Annotated in this window: 21 protein-coding genes and 1 other RNA gene; 11 read left to right on the top strand and 11 right to left on the bottom strand. The window is 67.2% G+C overall.

All coding sequences use genetic code 11. From position 1 onward, the window contains the following. Nucleotides 1-7: 7 nt before the first annotated feature. Nucleotides 8-1471, bottom strand: a complete 1464-nt coding sequence (locus tag VZ068_RS12850) for a S41 family peptidase (protein ID WP_349655527.1) — start codon at nt 1469-1471, stop codon at nt 8-10. Nucleotides 1472-1849: 378 nt separating this feature from the next. On the opposite strand from VZ068_RS12850, the gene VZ068_RS12845 reads away from it, so the two are divergent. Next, the gene (locus VZ068_RS12845; RefSeq protein ID WP_349657707.1) at nt 1850-2443 is read left to right on the top strand and encodes a hypothetical protein; all 594 of its coding nucleotides are present in this window, start codon (nt 1850-1852) and stop codon (nt 2441-2443) included. Nucleotides 2444-2470: 27 nt separating this feature from the next. Here VZ068_RS12845 and VZ068_RS12840 read toward each other — a convergent pair whose 3' ends face one another. Next, on the bottom strand, nt 2471-3130 hold the full coding sequence (locus VZ068_RS12840; protein ID WP_259160921.1) for a methyltransferase domain-containing protein: 660 nt from the start codon (nt 3128-3130) through the stop codon (nt 2471-2473). A gap of 325 nt (nt 3131-3455) precedes the next feature. Here VZ068_RS12840 and VZ068_RS12835 point away from each other — a divergent pair, with 325 nt between their 5' ends. Next, nucleotides 3456-5081: a hybrid sensor histidine kinase/response regulator gene (locus VZ068_RS12835; RefSeq protein WP_259150861.1), complete on the top strand. Its 1626-nt coding sequence runs from the start codon at nt 3456-3458 to the stop codon at nt 5079-5081. Between the two features lie 237 nt (nt 5082-5318). Here the strand turns inward: VZ068_RS12835 and VZ068_RS12830 are convergent, their stop codons facing one another. The 9 genes from VZ068_RS12830 to VZ068_RS12790 form a co-directional block, all read right to left on the bottom strand. Continuing rightward, nucleotides 5319-5741, bottom strand: coding sequence for a DUF6691 family protein (locus VZ068_RS12830; RefSeq protein WP_349655526.1), 423 nt, complete (start codon nt 5739-5741; stop codon nt 5319-5321). Then, nucleotides 5738-6178 (bottom strand): YeeE/YedE thiosulfate transporter family protein, encoded by a 441-nt coding sequence (locus VZ068_RS12825; protein WP_349655525.1) that lies wholly within the window; start codon nt 6176-6178, stop codon nt 5738-5740. Before VZ068_RS12825 ends, VZ068_RS12830 begins: the two co-directional genes overlap by 4 nt. Before the next feature lies 1 nt (nt 6179). Continuing rightward, nucleotides 6180-6536, bottom strand: a complete 357-nt coding sequence (locus tag VZ068_RS12820) for a metalloregulator ArsR/SmtB family transcription factor (protein WP_349655524.1) — start codon at nt 6534-6536, stop codon at nt 6180-6182. Between the two features lie 207 nt (nt 6537-6743). Then, nucleotides 6744-6817, bottom strand: a non-coding RNA gene (locus VZ068_RS12815) — sX9 sRNA. Nucleotides 6818-6919: 102 nt separating this feature from the next. After that, the gene (locus VZ068_RS12810) at nt 6920-7195 is read right to left on the bottom strand and encodes a DUF3658 domain-containing protein (protein ID WP_259150856.1); all 276 of its coding nucleotides are present in this window, start codon (nt 7193-7195) and stop codon (nt 6920-6922) included. 120 nt (nt 7196-7315) lie between these two features. Beyond that, complete coding sequence (locus tag VZ068_RS12805; protein WP_046962459.1) at nt 7316-7594, bottom strand: oxidative damage protection protein; 279 nt, start codon at nt 7592-7594, stop codon at nt 7316-7318. A 21-nt stretch (nt 7595-7615) separates the two neighbouring features. Further along, nucleotides 7616-8689, bottom strand: a complete 1074-nt coding sequence (gene mutY / locus VZ068_RS12800; RefSeq protein ID WP_349655523.1) for an A/G-specific adenine glycosylase — start codon at nt 8687-8689, stop codon at nt 7616-7618. A 326-nt stretch (nt 8690-9015) separates the two neighbouring features. Continuing rightward, a complete protein-coding gene (ftsY, locus tag VZ068_RS12795; protein ID WP_349655522.1) occupies nt 9016-10638 on the bottom strand; it encodes a signal recognition particle-docking protein FtsY in 1623 nt (540 codons plus the stop codon). A 184-nt stretch (nt 10639-10822) separates the two neighbouring features. Continuing rightward, on the bottom strand, nt 10823-11539 hold the full coding sequence (locus VZ068_RS12790) for an AraC family transcriptional regulator (protein WP_259150850.1): 717 nt from the start codon (nt 11537-11539) through the stop codon (nt 10823-10825). Between the two features lie 160 nt (nt 11540-11699). Between VZ068_RS12790 and VZ068_RS12785 the strand changes: the two genes are divergently transcribed. From VZ068_RS12785 to VZ068_RS12745, 9 genes are all read left to right on the top strand, one after another. Beyond that, nucleotides 11700-12638 (top strand): proline racemase family protein, encoded by a 939-nt coding sequence (locus VZ068_RS12785; protein ID WP_349655521.1) that lies wholly within the window; start codon nt 11700-11702, stop codon nt 12636-12638. Continuing rightward, the gene (locus VZ068_RS12780) at nt 12638-13864 is read left to right on the top strand and encodes an FAD-dependent oxidoreductase (protein WP_349655520.1); all 1227 of its coding nucleotides are present in this window, start codon (nt 12638-12640) and stop codon (nt 13862-13864) included. Before VZ068_RS12785 ends, VZ068_RS12780 begins: the two co-directional genes overlap by 1 nt. After that, complete coding sequence (locus VZ068_RS12775; RefSeq protein WP_349655519.1) at nt 13861-14106, top strand: 2Fe-2S iron-sulfur cluster-binding protein; 246 nt, start codon at nt 13861-13863, stop codon at nt 14104-14106. The genes VZ068_RS12780 and VZ068_RS12775 overlap by 4 nt, the downstream gene beginning before the upstream one ends. After that, nucleotides 14099-15412 (top strand): FAD/NAD(P)-binding oxidoreductase, encoded by a 1314-nt coding sequence (locus VZ068_RS12770; protein ID WP_349655518.1) that lies wholly within the window; start codon nt 14099-14101, stop codon nt 15410-15412. The genes VZ068_RS12775 and VZ068_RS12770 overlap by 8 nt, the downstream gene beginning before the upstream one ends. After that, the gene (locus VZ068_RS12765; protein ID WP_259150839.1) at nt 15409-16317 is read left to right on the top strand and encodes a dihydrodipicolinate synthase family protein; all 909 of its coding nucleotides are present in this window, start codon (nt 15409-15411) and stop codon (nt 16315-16317) included. Before VZ068_RS12770 ends, VZ068_RS12765 begins: the two co-directional genes overlap by 4 nt. Before the next feature lie 190 nt (nt 16318-16507). After that, nucleotides 16508-18103, top strand: coding sequence for an aldehyde dehydrogenase family protein (locus VZ068_RS12760; protein WP_349655517.1), 1596 nt, complete (start codon nt 16508-16510; stop codon nt 18101-18103). Further along, nucleotides 18100-19299 (top strand): Xaa-Pro peptidase family protein, encoded by a 1200-nt coding sequence (locus VZ068_RS12755; RefSeq protein ID WP_349655516.1) that lies wholly within the window; start codon nt 18100-18102, stop codon nt 19297-19299. The genes VZ068_RS12760 and VZ068_RS12755 overlap by 4 nt, the downstream gene beginning before the upstream one ends. Nucleotides 19300-19415: 116 nt before the next feature. Further along, nucleotides 19416-21233, top strand: a complete 1818-nt coding sequence (locus VZ068_RS12750) for a DUF885 family protein (RefSeq protein ID WP_349655515.1) — start codon at nt 19416-19418, stop codon at nt 21231-21233. After that, nucleotides 21230-23095, top strand: coding sequence for a DUF885 family protein (locus VZ068_RS12745; RefSeq protein ID WP_349655514.1), 1866 nt, complete (start codon nt 21230-21232; stop codon nt 23093-23095). The genes VZ068_RS12750 and VZ068_RS12745 overlap by 4 nt, the downstream gene beginning before the upstream one ends. The last annotated feature ends 146 nt before the right edge of the window (nt 23096-23241 follow it).

The following is a 23241-nucleotide window of genomic DNA, read 5'->3' as shown; positions in this document are numbered from 1 at the left end:
CGGAGAATCACTTGGTCAATCCGGCGGCGACCAGGCCGCGCAGCAAGAGGCCATGACCGCCATCGTTCAAGTCAGCCGCATCGATCGCAAGCGGCACATCAGGCACGACGCCGATGGACTGGGTAGCGAACGGGTGCGTTCGGCTCGGGCGAAAACCGTCTGCCGCCACGCGATCAACGAGCGTCGCTTCGTCCATCTCGCCAACGCGCAGGTCTTCCGTCGGATCGAAAATATAAAAATTTTCGCTGACAAGCGCGCGATATCCGGAATCGCCCAACGCGACACCCTGGCTTTCCGAATCCCGGCCGCCTCCGGCACCGATGGTGCGCTCGCCCATGATCGTGGCGCCGCTGGCCCAGAGATAGGTGGCCAGCAATTCACCGGCCGATCGGGTACCTGCATCCACCAGCACGATGAGCGGCTTGTGCGAAGCGACGCTGCCGCAGCTGGCATCGTCCTGCAGCGCTTCCAGGCGCACGCTTCCCGGCGTTCCCGACGCGCGCATCTCGTAAGTCTTCACCGGCTTGCGTCCGGTGAGCGCCCAGGAAAATCCGCGCACTTCGCGTGCGAACCCGCCCATGTTTCCGCGCAAGTCGATCAGCATGACATCCGAGCGTGCGGCAATGGCATCGTAGCGACCGATCAGCTCCCGGGTTACCGCACAAAACCCGGCCAACATGGGGGCGTCCGGGTCGTTGGTCTGCGGCGCTGCGGTCTCACTGGCTTCCGCAGCCTGAGTGAACGTGGCGTTGTACTGCGGCGCAAACGCGCCCAGGCGAATGCTTCCCACCCTGGTGTTGCCGATTTGCGCAACCTCCGGCAGATCGGGCACGTCGACCGCCGATGCCAGCGTGCGCGCAAGCTCCTGGGTCATGGGCTGATAGTGCAGCGCAACCTGGCGCGGCGCCTGCGCAAACCTCTGCACGCGCAGTGCTACCGTCTTGCCGGCACCGGCCACCTGATGCGCCGCTGGGGTGCCGAGTGCGAGCGACAGGGCAGCTTCGGCTTGCCGCGCGCGCGCGTTGCCGCCGAACGTCAGGTCGGCCGCACTTTTCAGCCATGCCGCCGTGGGTATTCCGTTGATCTGCAGAACCTTGTCGCCTTGCGCGAGGCCGGTGATGCGCGCATCGAGGATGCGCCACACGATCATGTGACCATCGCTTGAGGTTCTGAACAGAACGCCCAAGGTCTCAGTCTTGCCGGCCTTGGCCCCGGCGAGCGCGACGTGCTGATCCGCAAGGCCGACAAGGCGCCGCGAAACATCGCTTGCTGTGGTTTCGGGCGCAAGTCTGGCGCCTGCCGCCCATGCGTCAGCGCTGCCAAGCGCGTCTTCCGGATGCGTGGCGCGGTAGCGCTCGACATAGCTCAACGAGGGATAGTGGGTACGCAGATACGCGCCGAGCTCTTCGGCCGACGCTGTGGCGCAAAGGCAGCATGTGGCCAGTACGAGACAGGCGAAGAATCGTTTCATGGAGTTCCAAAAAGTGCGGTGCAGGGCTGTTGCCCGGTCGGGCGATGCGAGCTTGGCGCGCCTGCAGCGCGGCTTTGCCTGCGTCGATGATAAGGCGCTGTTGCGTAGTGATGGGGTGCTATACGGCACGGTGACCTCTGGCGCACGATGTCGAAGGCTTCCAATGAGCGGGTCTTACAAGACGCGACTGAACGCTGTCGTGCAGTGGTGGTCGCCGTCGGTCGTTGGGAGGGTGGGCGTTACTGTCGGCTCCTGAGCGGTGTCCAGGTAGGCATCGTCATCGAGCGTGTGGTCGAACCGCAGGCATCGCGCGACTGCAAGCATGGCCGGCTATGCTTGCGCGCTCGACGCAGACCAGATGAGGGAACGGCCGTGACAATGCGATGCTGGTGGTGGACGGCGGCAATGGCAATGGCGTTGCCAGCTGGCGCCGCCACGCTGCCTGCAGGTGCTGCCAAAGTATTGCCTGCCGGGCAGTCGGTGATGCGTGTTGCCAGCGCAGATCTCACTGGCGACGGCCGGCAGGATTATGTGGTCGCGTTGCGTGCATCCGCAGAACAGACGCTGCGTGCGGATGGCCGCGCGGCGCCGGCGCGGACCTTGCTGGTTCTGGTTGCGACCGCAGACGGTGGCGTTGTCGAAGCTGCACGCAATACGCGGGTGATCTTCAAGGCCGACGAGGGCGGCCAGTGCGATCCGTTTCTGGATGACGAACAAGGCCTGGTGGCCAAGGGCGCCTACTTCACCGTGCAAAATGGAGTGGCCTGCGGCCAGCACTGGACCGACTACATCACCTTCCGCTACGACCGCACGCGCCGTGCATTCCTGTTCCACAAGCGCGTGATCGAGGCCTGGGAACTGAATACCGACGACACACCCGACGCCGATGCGCTGCGCCTGAGCGAGCACAAGGAAATCAAGGCCGATCCGCGCAAGCCGGTGCTGTTGTCCGACTACACGCCTGCGCCCTGAGGCACGGTGCCCTCGGCCGCCTGCCGGTCACCAGTTGTCCATCTTGCGGCGATAGACGAACAGGCGCGGGGCCTTGGCCACCTGTGCCGAGGCCTGGCGTTCGCCGGCGATCAGCGAGAACCCGATATCGGCCAGCATGCGCGAAAGCGCGTTGGCGTTGCCGCGGCCAGGGTCGCTCACCACGATCTCGCACGAGGGCCTGGCCAGCCCCGGGATCAGCTTGGCCAGCATGGTGGCGTGGCGGGTTTCGTAGAGCACGTCGCTGGCGATGATCATGTCGAACTGGCCCATGTTCGAGGCGCCCGCGTCCCAGTCGAGTCGGCGGTACGGCACCGAATCCAGCGCGTTCAGCGCGGCGTTGTACGCCAGAAACACCTCTGCCAGCGGGTGGTGATCGCTGGCCACCACGTCGGCGCCGCGTTTGCGCAAGACCAGGCTCGCCAAACCCAGGCCGCAGCCGAGCTCGAGAATGCGCCGGCCTTCCACCGGCCGCGTCGCCATCGCTTCGGCCAGCAACCGGCCTGCCGGCCACACCTGGCCGAACAGGCTCCACTGCGCCGAGGAAATGCCGGCGTCGGCGGCTGCGTCGTCGGGGTCGGCAAATTGCTGCTTGTCCGTCAACGCGCGGATGACGTAGGTCTGCTGCCCGAAGGTCAGCTCGTGGATCTGGGTCTGATAGCCCGGCATGGTGGCGTCGCCTGGTCGCCTGGCGCGCACGCCGGCGTGGGGGAAGGCGCGCGCGACGCATCCGACACGGCGGGACGACGGCGCAGGAGCTGCGAACTGCATGGGCATGCTACGGCAAAGCAGCGTGGGCGCACGCACGTGCCTGGCGGCACCGACGTGCTGCGTTAAGCAGCTGCGTTGCCCGCAATGCGCCGCTACGCGGGAGAGCTGCATTTGGTTGCATGGGCGCGCGCAGCCGTACTGGAAAGGCTCATCGATGTGAGGGATTAGCTCACCGGACCCAACTAAACTGTCATCACGGGAATGGCCCCGCGGAGAACATCACTTGAACGATACCCGTCACGGAGAGCTACGGGCGCCTCATATCAGCGAATCTCGCAGCCTGCCTGTGGAGAAGCATCGCTCGGATATCTTTTTTGCCGCGGTGGAAACCACGCGGATGCCGATGACGGTCACCGACCCGCACCTGCCCGATAACCCGATCGTGTTCGCCAACCGTGCGTTCCTGGAAATGACCGGGTATTCGGCCGATGAGATCATCGGCAACAACTGCCGTTTTCTGCAGGGCCCGGATACCGATCCGGCCAGCGTGCAGGACGTGCGCGAGTCCATTGAACAACGCCGCGAATTTGCCACCGAGGTGCTGAATTACCGCAAGGATGGTTCGTCGTTCTGGAACGCGCTGTTCGTCTCGCCGGTGTTCGACGAGCAAGGCAACCTGGTTTACTTCTTCGGTTCGCAGCTGGACGTAAGCCGTCGCCGCGATGCCGAGGACGCCCTGCGTCAGGCGCAGAAGATGGAAGCGCTGGGGCAGTTGACCGGCGGCATCGCGCACGATTTCAACAATCTGCTGCAGGTGATGTCCGGTCATCTGGAAGTGATCCAGATGATGGTCACCGGCGATGCCGCCAAAAACGCCGAGCGCATCGCCTTCAGCGCCGAACATGCCGCAACCGCTGCGGCAAAGGCGGCCACCCTGACGCAGCAATTGCTGGCGTTTTCGCGCAAGCAGAAATTGCGGGGCCGGGTGGTCAATCTCAATGGCCTGGTGTCGGGCATGAACAACATGGCCGAGCGCGCGCTCGGGGGCGGCATCAGCCTGCGGCAGTCGCTGGAAGAGGGGCTGTGGAACTGTCAGATCGACACCACCCAGGCCGAAGTGGCGCTGTTGAACGTGCTGATCAATGCACGCGATGCGATGGCGCAGTCCGAGCGCAAGGAAGTGACGGTGCAGACCCAGAATGTGGAAATCACCAGCCACGATCTGGCCATGCATCACCAGCTGGCGCCGGGCCGCTATGTGAGCATTGCCGTCAGCGACACCGGTTCGGGCATGCCGCCGGAGGTCGCCAGCCGCGTCATGGAGCCGTTCTTTACCACCAAGGACGAGGGGCAGGGCACGGGACTGGGGCTGTCGATGGTGTACGGCTTCGTCAAACAGTCCGGCGGCACCGTGCGCATCTACAGCGAAATGGGCGAAGGCACCACGGTGCGGCTGTATTTCCCGGCATCCAGCGAGTTCGAAAACGACCTGCAGGCCGTCAAGAGCCGTGCCATCGACAAGGGCGGCAACGAAACCATCCTGGTGGTGGAAGACAAACAGGACGTGGCGGTGGTGGCCAGGATGTTCCTGGAAAACGCCGGTTACCACATCCTCTCCGCAGCCAGTGGGCGCGAAGCGATCGAGTTGCTCGAGCAGCACCCGGACGTGGATGCGTTGTTCACCGATCTGATCATGCCCGGCGGCATGAACGGCGTAGTGCTCGCGCGCGAAGCGCGCCGCCTGCTGCCCAGGATCAAGGTGTTGCTCACCACCGGTTATGCCGATGCCAGCATCCAGCGCACCGACGTGGGCGGGGCGGAATTCGATGTGGTCAACAAGCCCTACACGCAGAAGGAATTGCTCAAGCGCATCCGCATGTTGCTGGATGGGCCGACCGGCGTGGGCTGAGGACGTCCTCGTATCCGGTGACGCTACCGCGCTGCGGCAGCGTCGCCGATGCGGTCGGGGTGGCCGATTGGCTGCTGCAAGACCGCAGTGATCGCGCAGCGTTACCGTGGAAACCCGCGAACATCGGTAAACCTGCGTTGGAGGGTGTGCGAATGCACGCAAGGCCTGGCCGTGGTTTGCACTGCCGATGACCGGCGATGCAGTTGCAGCGGTTAGCGGTGCGATCTGCGAGGCGGATCAGGTTCGGCGCGCCGTCGATACAGCAGGTGCAGCCCGCATGCCGATCAACATCGCCGACACAAACACCAGACTGGACGGCTGCAGTGCAGCCGCGCCCAGCAGTGCCGGCGCCGGGCACAGCCCCACCAATCCCCAGCCGATGCCGAACAGCGCGCTGCCCCATAGCAGTGGGCCGTCGATCTGCCGGTGGCTGGGCAACTGCAGCGATGCACCACGCAGTGTTCGACCATGTCGCCGCGCCCACCAGAACGCAGGCGCCGCGACGCCGATGGCGCCGAGCATGACCAACGCAAGCGACGGGTCCCAGCGGCCGGCGACATTGAGAAAACCCAGGACTTTGTCCGGATCGGCCATGCCTGAGAGCAACAGGCCGATCCCGAAGATCAGCCCGGCGATCGCGCTGCTGAGAACCCGATTCACCAGACGCCCCGCAACGTGGCGAGCAGGGCATGGGTGGCGATCGCCGCGCCCATGAACACGGCGGTGGCGATCAGCGAGCGCCGTGCGCCACGCGCGATGCCGCACACCCCATGCCCGCTGGTACAGCCACCGCCCACGCGCGCACCGAATCCCACCAGCAAGCCTGCGCCGATCAACCACCACCATGTCGCTTGCGACTGCATGGAAGGCAGCGGCCGCACGACGGCCCACAGCGGCACGGCACCGAGCAACCCGAGCACGAACGCGCCCCGCCAATTGCGTTCATCGCGGCCCTGGCGCTGCAGCAAGCCGCCGACGATGCCACTGACGCCGGCAATGCGTCCTTCAAACACCAGTAGCCACGCGGCGGCAAGGCCAATCAGGCCGCCCCCGGCCACTGCGCTCAAGGGGGTGAAATTGCTCCAGTCGACGACCATGTCAGTCTGGCTCCGCTGTGCCGCAGACGCTGGCATACAGGGCCTGCATCACCGCAAGCACGTCGGCGCTGGCGAGTTGGTAATAGATGTATTTGCCCGCGCGACGGGTACTGACCAGGCCTTCGTCGCGCAGAACGCCCAGTTGCTGCGACAGCGTGGGCTGCGCGATGGCCGTGGCTGCCTGCAGTTCGCCGACATTGCGCTCGCCCTGGGCCAGCTGGCAGAGCAACAGCAGGCGATCCTCGTTGGCCATGGCCTTGAGCAAGCCACAGGCGCGCCCGGCCGACGCGCGCAGGCGCTGCATGCTGGCAGGATCGGCGCGAAAACGTGGCAGTGCAGGCGTGGCATGGGTCAGCATGCCATTCAATCTACTTAAAAATATAATGTGTAGCAATAGAATGTGAGGGGCGGAGGATGTGGCCGGCCGCGTACCGGAATCTCGACCCCCGAGCTGCCACATCAACAGGGTTCGGCCATGCACGCAGGCGCTTGATCGCCGCTCGGTACGCGCGCAGCGCAGCGGGCGAATGAGCTGTGCCGCAACTCGGGCTTGGGGACCTGACGCGGCTTACAAGGCGTGGCGAGCAGTCGTCAGGTGAGTGTGGGCGGTGCGTAGAACGCCGGGTGCGTGCCGCACCGCGCGCAGGTCGCGCCGTCTGGCGGTGAGTGCAGTCCTGTTGTCAGCAGCGCTTGGGCGCTGGAAGCCGCGCGCTGCATGACACAGTTGTCAAGGCGGGTGCTTCAGCGTGCGTGTGGCGCAGGCGTGGCAAGGCGCACTTCGCCGTGTCGCCAGTCGGTCATATCGCCCGCAGCCTCGAGCCGACCGTCGCGAACAAGGCCGGCAATGCGCTGCGCAACCTGGTCGGCCGCGTCCGCGACGTCGGCCAGATTCAACCGCTCGTCGGTGAGGGCTTTCGCAATGACCATCGCGACCTTTTGCCACTGCGCGTCGACAGCCCCGGTGATAAACGCATCGATTGGGCGCGGCTCAATGCCGGATGGGCCAGTGCTCGTCATCGTGAATCACCACTTCCTATTCCCGGGGGATGGCCACAGGATGCGTGATCCCGCGTTGTGGCGATCGACTCGCTGCCTCGCTGCCGATCCCTACCCGCAACATCCCAGTCCGCGCGCCAACTATTCCTCGCCGAGCGGCGCCACATAGCCCTCGGGCTTATCGGCATTGCGCTCGAACAGGAACTTCTGCAGTTCGGCTTCGAGAAAGGCGCGATGCTTGGGGTCGCGCGGCGATAGCCGGTTTTCGTTGATCAGCATGGTCTGGTGCGCAAGCCATGCCTGCCACGCGCTCTTGCCGATCTGCGCGAAGATGCGCTGGCCGAGTTCGCCGGGATACGGCACAAAATCCAGGCCGTCGGTATCGCATTGCTGGTACTGGCAGAACACGGTGCGGGACATGCGAATTCCTTTGAGGCGTGCTTAAAGCGTGTCGAGCAATTTGCGGATCGGCGCCGGCAAGCCCAGCGAGCCGAGATCGGCGCGGGCGACCCACCGCAGATCGTCATTGTCGCGCACCGCCGCACGCAGTGCGACCTTGCGCAGGCGCAACGGCTGCAGATGCAGGCGGTAATGGCTGAAGGTGTGCACGAGCGGCGCCATCTCGTTGGCGCGCTCGTAGTCGCCATCGAGATGCGTGGCGAACCAGGCGCGCATGCCGCTGTCGGTGTCGGCCTGCGGCAGCGTCCACAGCGAGGCCCAGATGCCGGTGGGTGGGCGGCGCTGCAGCAGGATCTGGCCTTGCGCGTTTTCCAGCAGCAGGGCGGTTGCTTCGCGCTCGGGCAGGACCTTGCCCGGTTTGGGCGTGGGCAGCGCCTCCACCAGGCCCTCGCGGCGGGCAACGCAGGCATCCTGCAACAGGCACAGCACGCAGGCCGGTTTGGCGCGTGTGCACAGCGTGGCGCCGAAATCCATCTGTGCCTGCGTGTAGTCGGCCAGGCGGCCGTCGGGTACATGCGCGACATGCGTTGCCGCCAGCTGCCACAGCTGCTTTTCGACGGCCGGCAGGCCGGGGTAGCCGGCAATGCCGTGGAAGCGCGTCATGACGCGTTTGACGTTGCCATCCATGATGGGAAAACGGTCGTTCCACGCCTGGCTCAGGATCGCACCGGCGGTGCTGCGGCCGATGCCGGGCAGCGCGAGCAGTGCATCGAGGTCGCGCGGCAGCTCGCCATCGTGCAAGGCGACGCATTGCTTGGCGGCCGCATGCAGATTGCGTGCGCGTGCGTAGTAACCCAGCCCTGCCCAGTGGGCCATCACCGTGTCGTTGTCGGCTGCCGCCAGGTCGGCAAGTGTCGGGAAGCGTGCGACAAACTTCTGGAAGTAGGGAATGACCACTGCAACCTGGGTCTGCTGCAGCATGATTTCCGACAGCCAGACCCGATACGGCGCCCGTGGATGTTGCCAGGGCAGATCGTGACGCCCGTGGCCGTCGAACCAGTGCAGCAACGGGGCGACGAAAGCGTCGACGGATGAAGTGGCGAGATCTGCGGGCATGAGGTCTGCTGGCGGTGAAGGAGGGCGGTGCAAGGCACAAGCGCATTGGTGCGGTGGCGAGCTCAGTGCAGTGGAAACGCCATGCCCACCCGGCACTGCCGGCAGAACAAGCCTGCATCACCAGCCCAATGCGGGGACCGAGGTACATGGGAGTCAGACACCGCCACACCGCTGCACTGCGTTGCACGTAGCGAGGCGGGCATGCCGTGCGCGAACTCCAGCACGCGTTTGGCGCGCAACCAGCCGTGCGGCACCTGCGGCACCGTGCAGCCGGCCTGCCACGCGCTTGCGTACAGGGGCTGCAGATGCGGGCAGGCGTCAGCCACTCAGCTGCCCAAGGCGTCCGGCAGCAAGGCGTCGACGAAGGCGACCGGGTCGAACACGCGCAGATCTTCCGGGCGTTCGCCGATGCCGGCAAACCGGATCGGAATGTTGAACTCGCGCGCCAGTGCGAAGACCACGCCGCCCTTGGCGGTGCCATCGAGCTTGGTCACCACCAGGCCGGTGACGCCGACGGCGGCATGGAACTGGCGCAGCTGCGAAATGGCGTTCTGGCCGGTGGTGCCGTCGATGACCATCAGCACTTCGTGCGGTGCGGCGGGGTCGATCTTGCCGAGCACGCGGCGGATCTTGCCCAGCTCGTTCATCAGCCCGGTCTGGGTATGCAGGCGGCCGGCGGTGTCGGCGATCAGCACATCCGTACCGCGCGCCTTGGCGGCCTGCAGCGCATCGAAGGCCACCGAGGCGGCATCGGCGTTCTGCCCTTGCGCGATCACCGCCACGCCATTGCGATCGCCCCAGGCCTGCAGCTGCGCCACCGCGGCGGCGCGGAAGGTGTCGCCGGCGGCCAGCATCAGGCTATTGCCCTCATCCTTGAAGCGCTTGGCCAGCTTGCCGATGGTGGTGGTCTTGCCGACGCCGTTGACGCCGACGGTGAGCACCACGAACGGCTTGACCGAGCGGTCGATCACCAGCGGTTGTGACACCGGCTGCAGCAACGCGATGAGATCGGTGCGCAGCGCCTTGAACATGGCCTGCGCGTCGACGAATTCGCGCGACTTCATGCGCTTGCGCAGGCCTTCGATCAAGGCGGTGGTGGCGCCGATGCCGACGTCGGCGGTGATCAGCGCGGTTTCGATCTCGTCGAGCAGATCGTCGTCGAGCTTGGGGTTGCGCGAAAACAGGCCGCCGAAGCTGCGTGCGAAGGTGCTGTTGCGCAGCCGCTCGCGCCAGCCCGGTTTGCCGGCGGGTGCGGCAGGTAGTGCGTCGTGCTGGCCGACGATGCTGTCGGTGTCCTGCGTCGCAGGCGTCGGGCTGCCGACGATGACCGGTGCGGTCACGGTCGGTGTCGCGCTTGCCGCAGGGACTGCGGCGGGCGGAGTGGGCGCGGTCGGCGTTGCGGCAGGCGGCACCACCACCACCGGCGGGGCGGCGACCGGCGCGGCAGTCACCGGTGCCGGCGCCGACGGCGTGGTCGCCTGCGATGGCGTTGCAGGGTGCATGGGGGGAGCGACAGGCGTCGTCGGTGCGCCCTGAGGCTGCACAACGACGGGCGCCACCACCACCGGGGTGGGTGCGGTGGGCGCGGCAGCCGGGGCCGGGTCCGGCAATGCCTGCAACGCAGACGGCGCGGCAGGTGTGGGTGCGGCGGGCGCGCTCGGCACGGCGGCGATGCTCTGCGCCTGGCCGGTACGGGCTGCAATGTCGCGTGCAAGCGTATCGGCCGGTGCCGCCGGTGCGGCGGTTTCCGCTGCCGGGGCAGGCGTCATGGGCGGCGCTGCGGCAGGCACTGTGCCGGACTGCGCAGGCGGCGTGGACTCGACCGGCGCTGCGGGCGTGGCGGCCGAGGGTGCGGTGGGGAATGCGGCTGCCAGTTCTTCCAGGCTATAGCGCGAGGTGCGCGAGCTGTCGGGCGCGGTGGGCTTGTTGCGGCGGAAAAAACTGGCCATTGGCAACGCAGTAGGGGAAACCCGGAATTCTACCATCCGGGTCCCGGATCACCTTGACGCGTCTTTCAGCGATGCACTGCTCCAGGGCGACCGGAACGCACTGCGAGGGCGCTCCCAATCCTGCCGAATTCGGCATTTGTGCCAGCTATGTGTCAGCGTCCGATTGCAGCGTCCAACCAGCTCTTCACAGCTGACCCTTGAGCGCACGGTAATCGCGCGGGGTCATGCCGACGGTGGCCTTGAACTGGCGGGCGAACGCGCTCTGGTCGGCGAACCCGCAGCGTTGGCCGATGCTGGCGATGCTGTCGTCGCCGTACAGCAGGCGCATGGCCGACTCGATGCGCAGCTTGGTCAGCAGTTGCTGCGGGGTGACCTGGAACACGCGACGGAAGTGCCGCTCCAGCTGCGCGACCGAGAGCCCGGCAAGATCGGCCAGCGCCTGCACGCGCAGGTTGTCGCCGAAGTTGGACTGCATGTGTTCCATGACCTGGCTCAGCCGCTCATACGCCGAATGCCGGCTATCGGGCTGACCCAGATCGCGCGAAATACCCACCACACCAATCACCTCGTTGGCCTCGCACAGCGGGCGTTTGAAGGTCAGGCACCAGCCCGGCAAGCGGTTGGGATACAGATGCACCTCCAGCTGGTTGTCGATGAGCTCGCCCTGCAGTACGCGGCGGTCCTGCATCATGTAGCTGCCGCCCAGCGGCAACGGAAACACTTCCAGCGGCGAGCGGCCGATGATCTCGCTGCGCAGCTTGCGCCCGAGCCGCCGTACCAGGGTGAGGTTGCAATGGGTGTAGCGGCCCTCGCTGTCCTTGATGAAGAACACCACGTCCGGCAGTGCATCGAACAGCGTCTGCATTTCCAGTGCGGGAAGGTTGAGGTCCATCAGGGTCATGGTAGCGATCACGATTTGACGGCTGCACGGTGGTGCAACCCAGGCTTGATCCTAGCGTAAACGCGCGGCCGTGAAGCGGGTTGGCGATTGTGCAGATTTCCGCATTTTCACTTCGCATTGAACGCTAGTCGTCCGCGGGCCGGCAATGGGAGCATGAGCCATGCACACCATCGACGTCATCGACTCCCATACGGCCGGCGAACCCACCCGCGTGGTCCTGGCCGGCTTCCCCGATCTGGGCGATGGCGACCTGGCGCATTGCCGCGAACGCTTCCGCCAGGACTTCGACCACTGGCGCAGCGCGGTCGCCTGCGAGCCGCGCGGCTCGGACACCATGGTCGGCGCCTTGCTGTTGCCGGCGCGCGACCCTGCCGCCTGCACCGGGGTGATCTTCTTCAACAACGTCGGCTACCTGGGCATGTGCGGCCACGGCACCATCGGGGTGGTGCGCACGCTGGCCGAACTGGGGCGCATCGCGCCGGGCCAGCACCGTATCGAAACCCCGGTGGGCACCGTTGGGGTGGAACTGGCCGACGATGGCACGGTGTCGGTGGACAACGTCGAGAGTTACCGCGCGGCCGCCGGTGTGGAAGTGGACGTGCCCGGCCACGGCCGGGTGCGCGGCGATGTGGCCTGGGGCGGCAACTGGTTCTTCATCACCGAGCAGGCGCCGTGTGCGCTCGACCTGGCGCATCAGCGCGAGCTCACCGCCTATACCGAAGCGATCCGGCTGGCGCTGGAAGCGGCCGGGATCACGGGTGAGGCGGGTGGCGAAATCGACCATATCGAAGTCAATGGCGCCGCCCCGGACGGCAGCGGCGTGGCGCGCAACTTCGTGCTATGCCCCGGGCTGGCGTACGACCGTTCGCCCTGCGGCACCGGCACCAGCGCCAAGCTGGCCTGCCTGGCCGCAGACGGCAAGCTGGGCGAAGGCGAGCGCTGGGTGCAGCAAGGCATTCTGGGCAGCGCGTTCGAGGGTAGCTATCGCCTGAGCGGCCGCGGCATCGCGCCACGCATCAGCGGGCAGGCGTACATCACCGCGCGCTCGCAGCTGATCGTCGATCCGGCCGATCCGTTCGCCTGGGGCATCGTGGCCTGATGCAGGCGTCGCCGCCCGCGCCGGATGCGTTGGCTGCGCCGTCGAACGGTTCGGCGGCGGCTGCACCGCATCGCGCTGCCGGTGCGGGTTGCAAGCCATCTGCCGCCTCCACGCGACGCAGCTACGACCTGATCGTGATCGGTGCCGGCATCGTCGGCGCTGCCTGTGCCGAAGCCGCGGCAGGCGAGGGCCTGCGTGTGGCGATCGTCGAGCCGGGACCGATCGGCGGCGGTTCGACCGCCGCGGCGATGGGGCATCTGGTGGCGATGGACGACGATCCGGCCGAGCTGGCGCTATCGGCGTATTCGCTGCGCTTGTGGGAGCGCTTCGCGCAGTTGAGCGAGGCCGAATTCAGTCGCTGCGGCACGCTGTGGGTGGCGCGCGATGCGCGCGAACTGGCGGCGGTGCCGGCCAAGATCGCGCGGCTGGCGGCGGCCGACCTGCACGCAGAAGCCATCGATGCGCAGCAGTTGTATGCCCTGGAGCCGCAGCTGGTGGCCGGGCTGGCCGGCGGCATGCGGGTGCCCAACGAGGCGGTGGTGTATCCGCCGCGGGTGGCGCGCCACCTGGTGGGCCTGGCCTGCAAGGCCGGTGCGCAGCTGTTTGCCGGCCGTCGGGTGACGCAACTGCAAACCCGGGGCGTGTGCCTGGACGATGGCCAGCTGCTGTCCGGGCCGGTGCTGGTCGCCAGCGGTGTCGCCTTGCCGGGGTTGCTGCCCGAGCTGGCGTTGCGCCCGCGCAAGGGCCATCTGGTCATCACCGACCGGCATCCCGGTTTGATCCGGCATCAATTGCTGGAGCTGGGCTATGCCGATTCGGCGCATGGGGCCGACACCACCAGCGTGGCCTTCAATGTGCAGCCGCGGCCGACCGGGCAGATCCTGATCGGCTCCTCGCGCCAGTTCGGCGAACACGATCGCGCGCTGTCGATGCCGGTGCTGCAGCGGATGCTGCAGCGGGCATTTGCGTATCTGCCGGTGTTGCGCGAGCTGCAGGCGATCCGGGTGTGGACGGGTCTGCGTCCGGCCACCCCGGACGGGCGCCCGTATCTCGGGGCGGTGCCCGGCCGGGCCGATGTGTGGGTGGCAGCGGGGCATGAAGGGCTGGGGGTCACCACGGCGCTGGGGAGCGCACGGGTGATCGTGGATAGCCTGCTCGGGCGCACGCCGGCCATCGACCCGGCGCCGTATGCCCCGGCGCGCGCCGTGCAGGGGGCCGTGGCATGAGCGCCATGGTCCGCCTGTACGTGGATGCGCAGCCGGTGGACGTGCCCGCCGGCGCCAGCGTGGCAGCCGCGTTGGCGCAGGCGACGCTGCAGTTTCGCCAGTCCAGCAGCGGTCAGCCGCGGGCACCGTTATGCGGCATGGGCGTGTGCTTCGAATGCCGCGTCCGCATCGACGGCGTTGCGCAGCAACGCGCATGCCTGGTGGATGTGCACGAGGGCATGCAGGTGCGTACCGATGGCTGAGCGCGTGCTGCATTTCGATGTGCTGGTGATCGGCGCCGGACCGGCCGGTCTGGCGGCGGCGCAGGCCGCCGCCGGCCATGGCGCGCGCGTGGGCGTGGTGGACATGCAGCCGCGCGCGGGCGGGCAGGTATGGCGCAGCGACGTGCACCACGGTGCGCCGGCCGATGCGCGTGCGCTGCTGCGGCAGGTGCAGGGCAATGCCGCAATCAGCCTGCTGACCCGCACGCAGATCCTGCTTGCCCAGCCAGGCTGGCTCTTGGCCGATGGCCCGGATGGCGCGCTGCAACTGCATTATGCCGCGCTGGTGCTGGCCACCGGCGCACGCGAATTGCTGTTGCCGTTTCCGGGCTGGACCTTGCCCGGCGTTACCGGCGCAGGCGCGGCGCAGGCGCTGGCCAAACAAGGCTGGCCATTGCGCGGCAAGCGGGTGCTGGTGGCCGGCAGCGGGCCGTTGCTGCTGGCCAGTGCGGCCACCTTGCAGCGACATGGCGCGCAGGTGCTCGGCATCCACGAGCAGACCGGCGCTGCAGCGTTGCGTACCTTCGCTGCGCAGTTGTGGCGCTGGCCAGGCAAGGCTGCGCAGGCGGTGGCGCTGCGGCTGCAATTGCATCGCGTTGCCTATCGCGCCGGCAGCGTGGTGGTGGCCGCCTATGGCGATACGCAGCTGCGCGAGGTCGAGATCGACGGCCCTGCCGGGCGTACCCGCGTGGCCTGCGATCAGCTCGCCGTGGGGTACGGGCTGGTGCCGAATGTCGAACTGGCGCAGTTGCTGGGTTGCCAGTTGGAGCCGTGCGGTGCGCATCAGCAGGTGCAGGTCGATGCGTTGCTGCGCACCAGTGTCGTGCAGATCTTCGCAGCCGGCGAAGCCTGCGGCATCGGCGGGCGCGATTGCGCGCTGGTCGAAGGTGCGATGGCCGGGCACATGGCCGCCGGCGCACCCGATCATGCACTGCGGCTGCAGCCGCGTCGGCGCGCCGTTCGCGCGTTTGCGCAGCTGCTGCAACAGCAGTTCGCGCTGCATCCACGCATCCGCGCGCTGGCGCAACCGGACACGCTGGTCTGCCGCTGCGAAGACGTGCCGCTGGGCGCGCTGGACGCGTTCGACGATGCTCGCGATGCCAAGCTGGCCTCGCGCTGCGGCATGGGCGCCTGTCAGGGCCGCATCTGCGGCAGCGCACTGGCCGAACTCGGCCGTTGCCCGCCCGATCTTTCCACCGACGCCGGCCGCCGGCCGCCGTTGTTCCCGGTCCGCCTCGCGGCGCTGGCCGACTCGTTCACTTCCGACTCGCAAGGGAATCATCCATGAGCATCGCTACGTTCTGGCACGGCGTGTTGCCGGCCATCACCACCCCGTTCACCGCCTCCGGTGAGATCGATCACGACTTCCTCGGCAAGCACGCCAACCAGCTGGTGGATGCCGGCTGCACCGCGATCGTGCCGTTGGGCTCGTTGGGCGAAGCGGCCACCCTGAGCGTGGACGACAAGCTGGCGATCCTGCGCACCCTGGTCGCTGCCTTGAACGGCCGCGTGCCGGTGGTGCCGGGCATCGCCAGCCTGGCGACCGGCGAAGCGGTGGCGCTGGCCAAGGCCGCCAAGGAGATCGGATGCGGCGGCTTGATGGTGCTGCCGCCCTACGTCTACTCCACCGACTGGCGCGAGATGGGCGCGCACGTGCGCGCGGTGATCGGCGCGACCGATCTGCCGGTGATCCTGTACAACAACCCGGTCGCCTACAAGACCGATTTCGGCCCGGCGCAGATCGCCGAGCTGGCGGCCGAATTCCCCAACCTGCAGGCGGTAAAGGAATCTTCAGGCGATGTGCGCCGTTTCGCGGCGTTGCAGGAATTGCTGGGCGATCGGCTGGCGCTGCTGGTCGGCATGGACGATGCCATCGTCGAAGGCCTGAGCATGGGCGCCAAGGGCTGGATCGCCGGCCTGGTCAACGCCTATCCCGCTGAATCGGTACGGCTGTTCGAGCTGGCACGCGATGGCGGTTACCCGGCCGCCAAGGAGTTGTACAACTGGTTCCTGCCGCTGCTGCGCCTGGATACCGTGCCCACCTTCGTGCAGCTGATCAAACTGGTGCAGGCAAAGGTCGGCCTGGGGAGCGAGCATGTGCGCGCACCGCGGCTGGTGGTGGCCGGCGCCGAGCGCGAGGCTGCGCTCAAGGTGATCGACCATGCGATCGCCACCGCGCCTACGTTGTCCTGATCACGCAGGCACCATGACGCTGCGCGACACGCCGATCTGTCAGCGTGTCGCGCAACCACGTCGCCGTGTGCGCAGCGACGTGCGCTGATCGATGCGGATGTCGCGTTTGCTGCGGCATCCGCATCGGCCCCTTGGTCGGCCGCTGTCGCATGCTGCGCGCAGGCCGATTCCATGCAATGAAGGTGCCGCAATGAACGAGACGATCCAACCCATTCTGCTGGCCGGCCAATGGCAGCCCAGCCATGCTGCGACGGGCAGTTTCCGCGCCGCCAACCCGGCGACGGGCGAGCCGATCGGGCCGCTGTTTCCGGTCAGCAGTGCCGAGGACATCGAAACCGCGCTCACCGCCGCGCAAGCGGTCGCCGCCGAGCTGGCTGCCGCACCGGTCGAGCGTATTGCCGCGTTTCTGGACGCTTACGCCGATGCGCTGGATGCCGATGCCGACACCCTGGTCGCACTCGCGCATGCAGAAACCGCATTGCCAGCGCCCACGCGCCTGCGCGGCAACGAGCTGCCGCGCACCAGCGGCCAGTTGCGCCAGGCCGCAAACGCGGTGCGCAGCTACAGCTGGACCACCCCCATCATCGACAGCGGCGCCGATCTGCGCTCGCATCTGGCGCCGCTGGGCAAACCGGTGCTGGTGTTTGGCCCCAACAATTTCCCGTTCGCGTTCAATGCGATCGCCGGCAGCGATTTCGCCTCGGCCATTGCCGCGCGCAACCCGGTGATCGCCAAGGCGCACCCGCTGCATCCGGCCACCAGCCAGCGCATGGCGCAGCTTGCGCATACAGCCTTGCTTGCGGCGGGCCTGCCGGCAGCGGCAGTGCAGTTGCTGTATCACTTCGACAACGCGGTCGGCGTTCGGCTGGCTGGCGATGCGCGCCTGGGCGCGATCGGGTTTACCGGTAGCCGCGCGGGCGGCCTGGCGTTGAAGGCTGCTGCCGATGCGGCTGGCGTGCCGTTCTATGCCGAGCTATCGAGTGTCAACCCGGTGTTCCTGTTGCCGGGCGCACTGGCCGAGCGCGGCGAAGCCCTGGCGCAGGAATTTTTTGCCTCATGCACCTTGGGCAGCGGCCAGTTCTGCACCAATCCCGGCGTGGTGGTGGTGCCGCACGGAACGGCGGGCGATGCATTCGTCGCGGCCACCAAGGCGCATTTCGAAGCGGCCCTGCCGATGGTGCTGTTCTCGGCCGCAGGGGTGGATGGCGTGCAACGTGGCGTGGCGAGCTTGCGCGCCGCCGGCGCGGCGGTGCTGGCGGGGGGGCACACCGGCGAGGACGGCTACCGCTATGCGCCAACCTTGCTGAGCGTGGAGGCACCGGCGTTTCTGGCTAATCCACACGCGCTGCAGACCGAGGCATTCGGCCCGGTGAGCCTGCTGGTGCGTGCGCAGGACGGCGCGCAGATGGCGCAGCTGGCCGCCGCATTCGAAGGCAACCTGACCGGCACGCTGTATCGCGCCGTCGACGGCAGCGACGATGCGGCATGGCAGGCCATCGCCCCCGCGCTGCGTGCGCGGGTGGGGCGGTTGATCAACAGCAAGATGCCGACCGGCGTGGCGGTGAGCGCGGCGCAAAACCACGGTGGCCCGTTCCCGAGCACCGGGCATCCGGGATTCACCGCAGTGGGCATGCCGGGCGCGATCCGCCGCTTTGCCGCCTTGCACAGCTACGACGCCGTGCCCGATGCCTTGCTGCCGCCGGAACTGCGCCAGCGCAATCCGGGCGGCGTCGCGCGGCTGGTCGATGGGCAGTGGAGCACGGCCGATCTTGGAGCGGGCACATGAGCGCGCAGATCGGTGGCCTGTCGCTGGAACAGGCGCATGCGCAACTGGTGCCGTGGGCGCAGCGCGCCGCGCCGATCGCTGCGGCCGAGTACGCGCAGCGCATCGAACGCGCACGTGCGCTGATGCGCGCGCACGGCGTGGATGCGTTGTTGATCGGCGCCGGCACCTCATTACGGTATTTCACCGGCGTGCCATGGGGCGCCAGCGAGCGGCTGGTCGCCGCGTTGCTGACCCTGCAGGGCGACCCGGTGCTGCTCTGCCCGGCATTCGAGGAAGGCTCGCTGGACGCGGTGCTGCAGGTTCCGGTGGCCAAATACCTGTGGGAAGAACACGAAGACCCCTACGCGCTGGTGGTGCAGGCGATGGACGATCGCCATGCGCACGCACTGGCGCTGGACCCGGGCATCGCCTTCGCCGTGCATACCGGTTTGCGTGCGCATCTGGGCACGGCCATCCGCGATGCCGGCGCCATCATCGACGGCTGCCGCATGTGCAAGTCGCCGGCCGAACTGGCGCTGATGCAGCAGGCCTGCGACATGACCTTGCTGGTGCAGCGGCTGGCCGCCGGCATCGCGCACGAGGGGATCGGCACCGATCAGCTGGTGCGCTTCATCGATCAGGCGCATCGCGCGCTGGGCGCGGACAACGGCTCGACCTTCTGCATCGTGCAGTTCGGCCATGCCACCGCCTTCCCGCACGGCATCCCCGGCGTGCAGCATCTGCGCGAAGGCGAGCTGGTGCTGATCGACACCGGCTGCACCGTGCAGGGCTACCACTCCGATATCACCCGCACCTGGAGCTACGGCACGCCCAACGACGCGCAACGGCGCATCTGGGACCTGGAGCAGGCCGCGCAGGCGGCGGCGTTTGCGGCGATCCGCCCAGGCCTGGCCTGCGAGGCAGTGGACCAGGCCGCGCGCACGGTGCTGGAGGCGGCCGGGCTCGGCCCCGATTATCGTTTGCCCGGCCTGCCGCATCGCACCGGCCATGGCTGCGGCCTGGCGATCCATGAAGCGCCGTACCTGGTGCGCGGCAATGCGCAGCCGCTGCGGCCGGGCATGTGCGCCAGCAACGAGCCGATGATCGTGGTGCCCGGCGAGTTCGGCGTGCGCCTGGAAGACCACTTTCATGTCACCGATGCCGGCGCGCAGTGGTTTACGCCACCGTCGCCGGCGATCGATCAACCGTTTGCGTGAACCTGTATGGCCCCACGCACCCGTAGGAGCGCACCCGGGCGCGACGGGCTTTATCGATAACGCCTCTCGCGCGCCAGCGCGCTCCTACGGCCGCCATTGCATCTTGGAGCAACTGCATGAACCACCTGCGTCCTGTCGCCATCGGCCTGCTGGCCGCCGCCTTGTTCACTGCCTGCAAGCCGGCGCCGCCGGCAACGGAAACGGCGGTGGCGGCCACCTCCGCGCCGACCGGCGAACAGGCCGCCACAGCCTTCGATGCGCTGCTGGACAAACAGTGGCAATACCAGCTGCAGCACAACCCCGAGTTCGCCAGCATCATCGGCGACAAGCGCTATAACGACCGCTGGAGCGATTACTCGCTGGAGGCAGTACAGGCCGACCGCAGCGCCACCGCCGAGCTGCTCAAGCAATTCGAAGCGATCGACAGCAAGACGCTGGACGCGCAACGCCAGCTCAGCCTGCAGATGATGCTCGGCCAGTTGCGCGACAAGCTCGAAGGCATCGACCTGAAAACCTATGCGATGCCGCTGGAGCCGATCGGCGGCGTCCAGCTGGGGCTGGCCGGCTACGGCGATGCGTTTCCGTTCGAAAACCCCAAGGACTACCAGGATTACATCAAGCGCCTGCAGACGATTCCGACGGTGATCGATCAGGTGATCGCGGTGTCGCGGCAGGGTGCGAAGGAGGGACTGGTGCAACCGCGGTACCTGCTGGAGCGCCTGCCCGAGCAGATCGACAAGATCGCCGCACTGACCGGCGAGCAGAGCCCGTTCGCTTCGCCGCTGAAAAAGCTCGATGCCGCCGTGCCGGCCGATCAACGCGCTGCGCTGCGCACGCAGCTGCTTGCGGCGATCGAGCAACAGGTGCGTCCGGCCTACGCCAGGCTGGCGGCGTTCGTGCGCGACGAATACGCCGCTCAAGGCCGCAGTTCCGAAGGCATCTGGTCGCTGCCCGACGGCGAACGCCGCTATCGCTACGCCATTCATACCCAGACCACCACCGACATGGCGCCGGAGCAGATCCATCAGATCGGCCTGCAGGAAGTGGCGCGTATCGAAGGCGAGATGGCGGTGATTGCCAAGGCGCAGGGCTTTGCAGACCTGGCCAGCTTCCGCAAGGCGGTGGACACCGACAAGCGCCACTTCGCCAGCTCCGGCGAACAGATCCTGCAGCAGTACCGCCAGTACATCGCCGCGATGGAGCCGGAGTTGCCCAAGCTGTTCGGCCATCTGCCCAAGACCGCGCTGGAGGTACAGGCGATGCCGGCGTTCCGGCGGGCTGCGCCCGGCGCCGAATACTGGCAAAGCAATCCGGAAGGCACCAAGCCGGCGATCGTGAAGGTCAACACCAGCGACTACGCCAGCCGCACGCTGGTCAACATCGAAACCACTGCCTATCACGAGGGCGTGCCCGGCCATCACCTGCAGATCTCGCTTGCGCAGACGCTGCCGTTGCCGCCGTTCCGCCAGCAGGCCGGCTACAACGCCTATATCGAAGGCTGGGCGCTGTACGCCGAACGCCTGGGCAAGGAGATCGGTTTCTTCAAGGACCCGTACAACGACTACGGCCGGCTGTCCGGCGAGTTGCTGCGCGCCAATCGGCTGGTGCTCGATACCGGCGTGCATTACAAGCGCTGGAATCGCCAGCAGATGGTGGATTTCTTCCACGCCCATCCATCCGACGATGAGCCCAGCATCCAGTCCGAAACCGATCGCTACATCGTCTGGCCGGGGCAGGCGCTGGGTTACAAACTGGGGCAGCTGCAGATCCTGGCACTGCGTGCGGAGGCGGAAAAAGAACTCGGCGACCGCTTCGATGTGCGCGCCTTCCACGATGCGGTGCTTGGCGGCGGCGCAATGCCGCTGGCGATGCTGCAGCAGCGCGTGCGCCAGTGGATCGCGCAGGCCAAGGCGGCGCCGGAGGCACGCGGATGAAGACCAGCAGCGTCTGGCGCGCGAGCGCATTGAGTGTGTTGATCGCTGCCAGCCTGGGCGGCACCGCAGTGCAGGCGCAGGCCGCAGCGCCCGCAGCCACTGCGCAAGACAGTGCAGCGGCACGCTTCAAGGCGCTGTACACGCGCGAATGGCGCTGGCGCCAGGCGCAGCTCTCCGGCGCGGTGGACGAAGACAATCAGGCCACGCAGGGGCAGCAGGCCGATCATCTGCCCAAGGTGGACGTGGCCACGCAAAACCTGCGCACCGCTTACTGGCAAAAGGCCTTGGCCGAGCTGGATGCGATTCCGGCAGCGCAGTTGCCGGCCGAAGATCAGGTGAGCTACCAGGTGTACCGCCAGCAACTGCAGGTGCTGCTGGATCAGCAACGCTTTCGCGCCTGGGAAATGCCGTTCAACAGCGACTCGGCGTTCTGGAGCGACCTGGGCTTCAGTGCCGAAGCCAAGCTGCGCACGCGCGAGGACTACCAGCGTTATCTGACGATGCTGGCCGATATCCCGCGTTACTTCGCCGAGCACACCGACAATATGCGTGCCGGTCTTGCGCGGGGATTCAGCCAACCCAAGGTCACGCTGACCGGGCGCGATGCGTCCATCGCCGATGTGGCGCAGGCCAAGGGCGAGGCCAATGCGTTCTACGCGCCGTTCAAACAGATGCCGGCGACGCTGCCCGCCGATGTGCAGGCGCAGTTGCGGCAGCAGGCAGTGCAGACCATCGACGCGCAGGTGGTGCCGGCCTATGCGCGATTGCTGGACTTCATCCGCACCGAGTACCAGCCGCGCGCACGTCCCACGCTTGCCGGTGAGGCCTTGCCAGATGGCCAGGCCTATTACCGCGCGCAGATCCGCGAATTCACCACGCTGGACCTGAGCCCCGAGCAGATCCACCAGATCGGCCTGGAAGAAGTCGCCAAGCTGCGCAAGCAGATGGATGCCACCATCGCCGAGAGCGGCTTCAAGCCGCCGGCCGGGCAGGCGGTGTTTCCGGCGTTCCTGCACTTTCTGCGGACCGACCCGCAGTTTTATGCCAAGACGCCGGAAGAGCTGCTCAAGCAGGCCGCGTGGATCGCCAAGCGGGTGGATGCCAAGGTGGGCGATTACATCGGCCGCCTGCCGCGCCGGCGTTTTGCGATCAAGCCGGTGCCACCGGAACTGGCGCCGTTCTACACCGGTGGCCGTGGCGGTCCGGGCATCTACCTGGTCAACACCTACAACCTGCCATCGCGGCCGTTCTACAACCTCACTGCGTTGACCTTGCACGAATCCTCGCCCGGCCACGCGCTGCAGATGCCGCTGGCCGCAGAAACGCGGGGGCTGCCGGAGTTTCGCCGCTACGCCTACATCTCCGCCTACGGCGAAGGCTGGGCGCTGTATTCGGAGTACCTGGGGCAGGAAATGGGCATGTACGACACGCCCTACGACCGCTTCGGCTATCTCACCTACCAGATGTGGCGCGCGTGCCGGCTGGTGATCGACACCGGCATCCACCACAAGGGCTGGACGCGCGAACAGGCGCAAGCCTATCTGCGCGACAACACCGCGCTGAGCGAGCACGAAGTCACCACCGAGGTGGACCGCTATATCGCCTGGCCCGGGCAGGCGCTGTCGTATTACCTGGGCGAGTTGAAGATCCTGGAGCTGCGCCGCAAGGCCGAAGCGGCGTTGGACGAAAAATTCGACCTGCGCCATTTCCACGATGCGGTGCTGCAGACCGGCTCGGTGCCTCTGCCGGTGCTGGAGGCGCGTATTGATCGCTTCATCGCCGATGGCGGCGTGTCGCCGTATCCGGAGGACGCTGCGGCAGATACGGCCGATGCAGGGGCAGGGGCCGCTGCCGATGATTGAGTTCCTCCACGCCTGTCTTCACCCAGGTGCCAGGCGCGTCTGGCTGTTGCCGGCATGCGCCCGCCTGCGCAAGACCACCGTGCAGTGCTGAGCACAGTGCAAACCCATTGACCGCCACACCGCACGCACGACCACGCCATCTTCCG

Source organism: Xanthomonas sp. 10-10 (assembly GCF_040182365.1).
In the GTDB taxonomy this organism is placed as follows: domain Bacteria; phylum Pseudomonadota; class Gammaproteobacteria; order Xanthomonadales; family Xanthomonadaceae; genus Xanthomonas; species Xanthomonas arboricola_F.
This window is presented reverse-complemented; position numbering and strand designations above follow the sequence as displayed.

Coding starts and splice junctions, on each gene's coding strand:
- VZ068_RS12850 (WP_349655527.1), bottom strand. CDS start 1,471: ATGAAACGATTCTTCGCCTGTCTCGTACTGGCCACATGCTGCCTTTGC.
- VZ068_RS12780 (WP_349655520.1), top strand. CDS start 12,638: ATGCAGGCGTCGCCGCCCGCGCCGGATGCGTTGGCTGCGCCGTCGAAC.
- VZ068_RS12765 (WP_259150839.1), top strand. CDS start 15,409: ATGAGCATCGCTACGTTCTGGCACGGCGTGTTGCCGGCCATCACCACC.
- VZ068_RS12760 (WP_349655517.1), top strand. CDS start 16,508: ATGAACGAGACGATCCAACCCATTCTGCTGGCCGGCCAATGGCAGCCC.
- mutY (WP_349655523.1), bottom strand. CDS start 8,689: ATGCCCGCAGATCTCGCCACTTCATCCGTCGACGCTTTCGTCGCCCCG.
- ftsY (WP_349655522.1), bottom strand. CDS start 10,638: ATGGCCAGTTTTTTCCGCCGCAACAAGCCCACCGCGCCCGACAGCTCG.
- VZ068_RS12790 (WP_259150850.1), bottom strand. CDS start 11,539: ATGACCCTGATGGACCTCAACCTTCCCGCACTGGAAATGCAGACGCTG.
- VZ068_RS12750 (WP_349655515.1), top strand. CDS start 19,416: ATGAACCACCTGCGTCCTGTCGCCATCGGCCTGCTGGCCGCCGCCTTG.
- VZ068_RS12775 (WP_349655519.1), top strand. CDS start 13,861: ATGAGCGCCATGGTCCGCCTGTACGTGGATGCGCAGCCGGTGGACGTG.
- VZ068_RS12770 (WP_349655518.1), top strand. CDS start 14,099: ATGGCTGAGCGCGTGCTGCATTTCGATGTGCTGGTGATCGGCGCCGGA.
- VZ068_RS12810 (WP_259150856.1), bottom strand. CDS start 7,195: ATGACGAGCACTGGCCCATCCGGCATTGAGCCGCGCCCAATCGATGCG.
- VZ068_RS12845 (WP_349657707.1), top strand. CDS start 1,850: ATGCGATGCTGGTGGTGGACGGCGGCAATGGCAATGGCGTTGCCAGCT.
- VZ068_RS12840 (WP_259160921.1), bottom strand. CDS start 3,130: ATGCCGGGCTATCAGACCCAGATCCACGAGCTGACCTTCGGGCAGCAG.
- VZ068_RS12785 (WP_349655521.1), top strand. CDS start 11,700: ATGCACACCATCGACGTCATCGACTCCCATACGGCCGGCGAACCCACC.
- VZ068_RS12820 (WP_349655524.1), bottom strand. CDS start 6,536: ATGCTGACCCATGCCACGCCTGCACTGCCACGTTTTCGCGCCGATCCT.
- VZ068_RS12805 (WP_046962459.1), bottom strand. CDS start 7,594: ATGTCCCGCACCGTGTTCTGCCAGTACCAGCAATGCGATACCGACGGC.
- VZ068_RS12825 (WP_349655525.1), bottom strand. CDS start 6,178: ATGGTCGTCGACTGGAGCAATTTCACCCCCTTGAGCGCAGTGGCCGGG.
- VZ068_RS12745 (WP_349655514.1), top strand. CDS start 21,230: ATGAAGACCAGCAGCGTCTGGCGCGCGAGCGCATTGAGTGTGTTGATC.
- VZ068_RS12755 (WP_349655516.1), top strand. CDS start 18,100: ATGAGCGCGCAGATCGGTGGCCTGTCGCTGGAACAGGCGCATGCGCAA.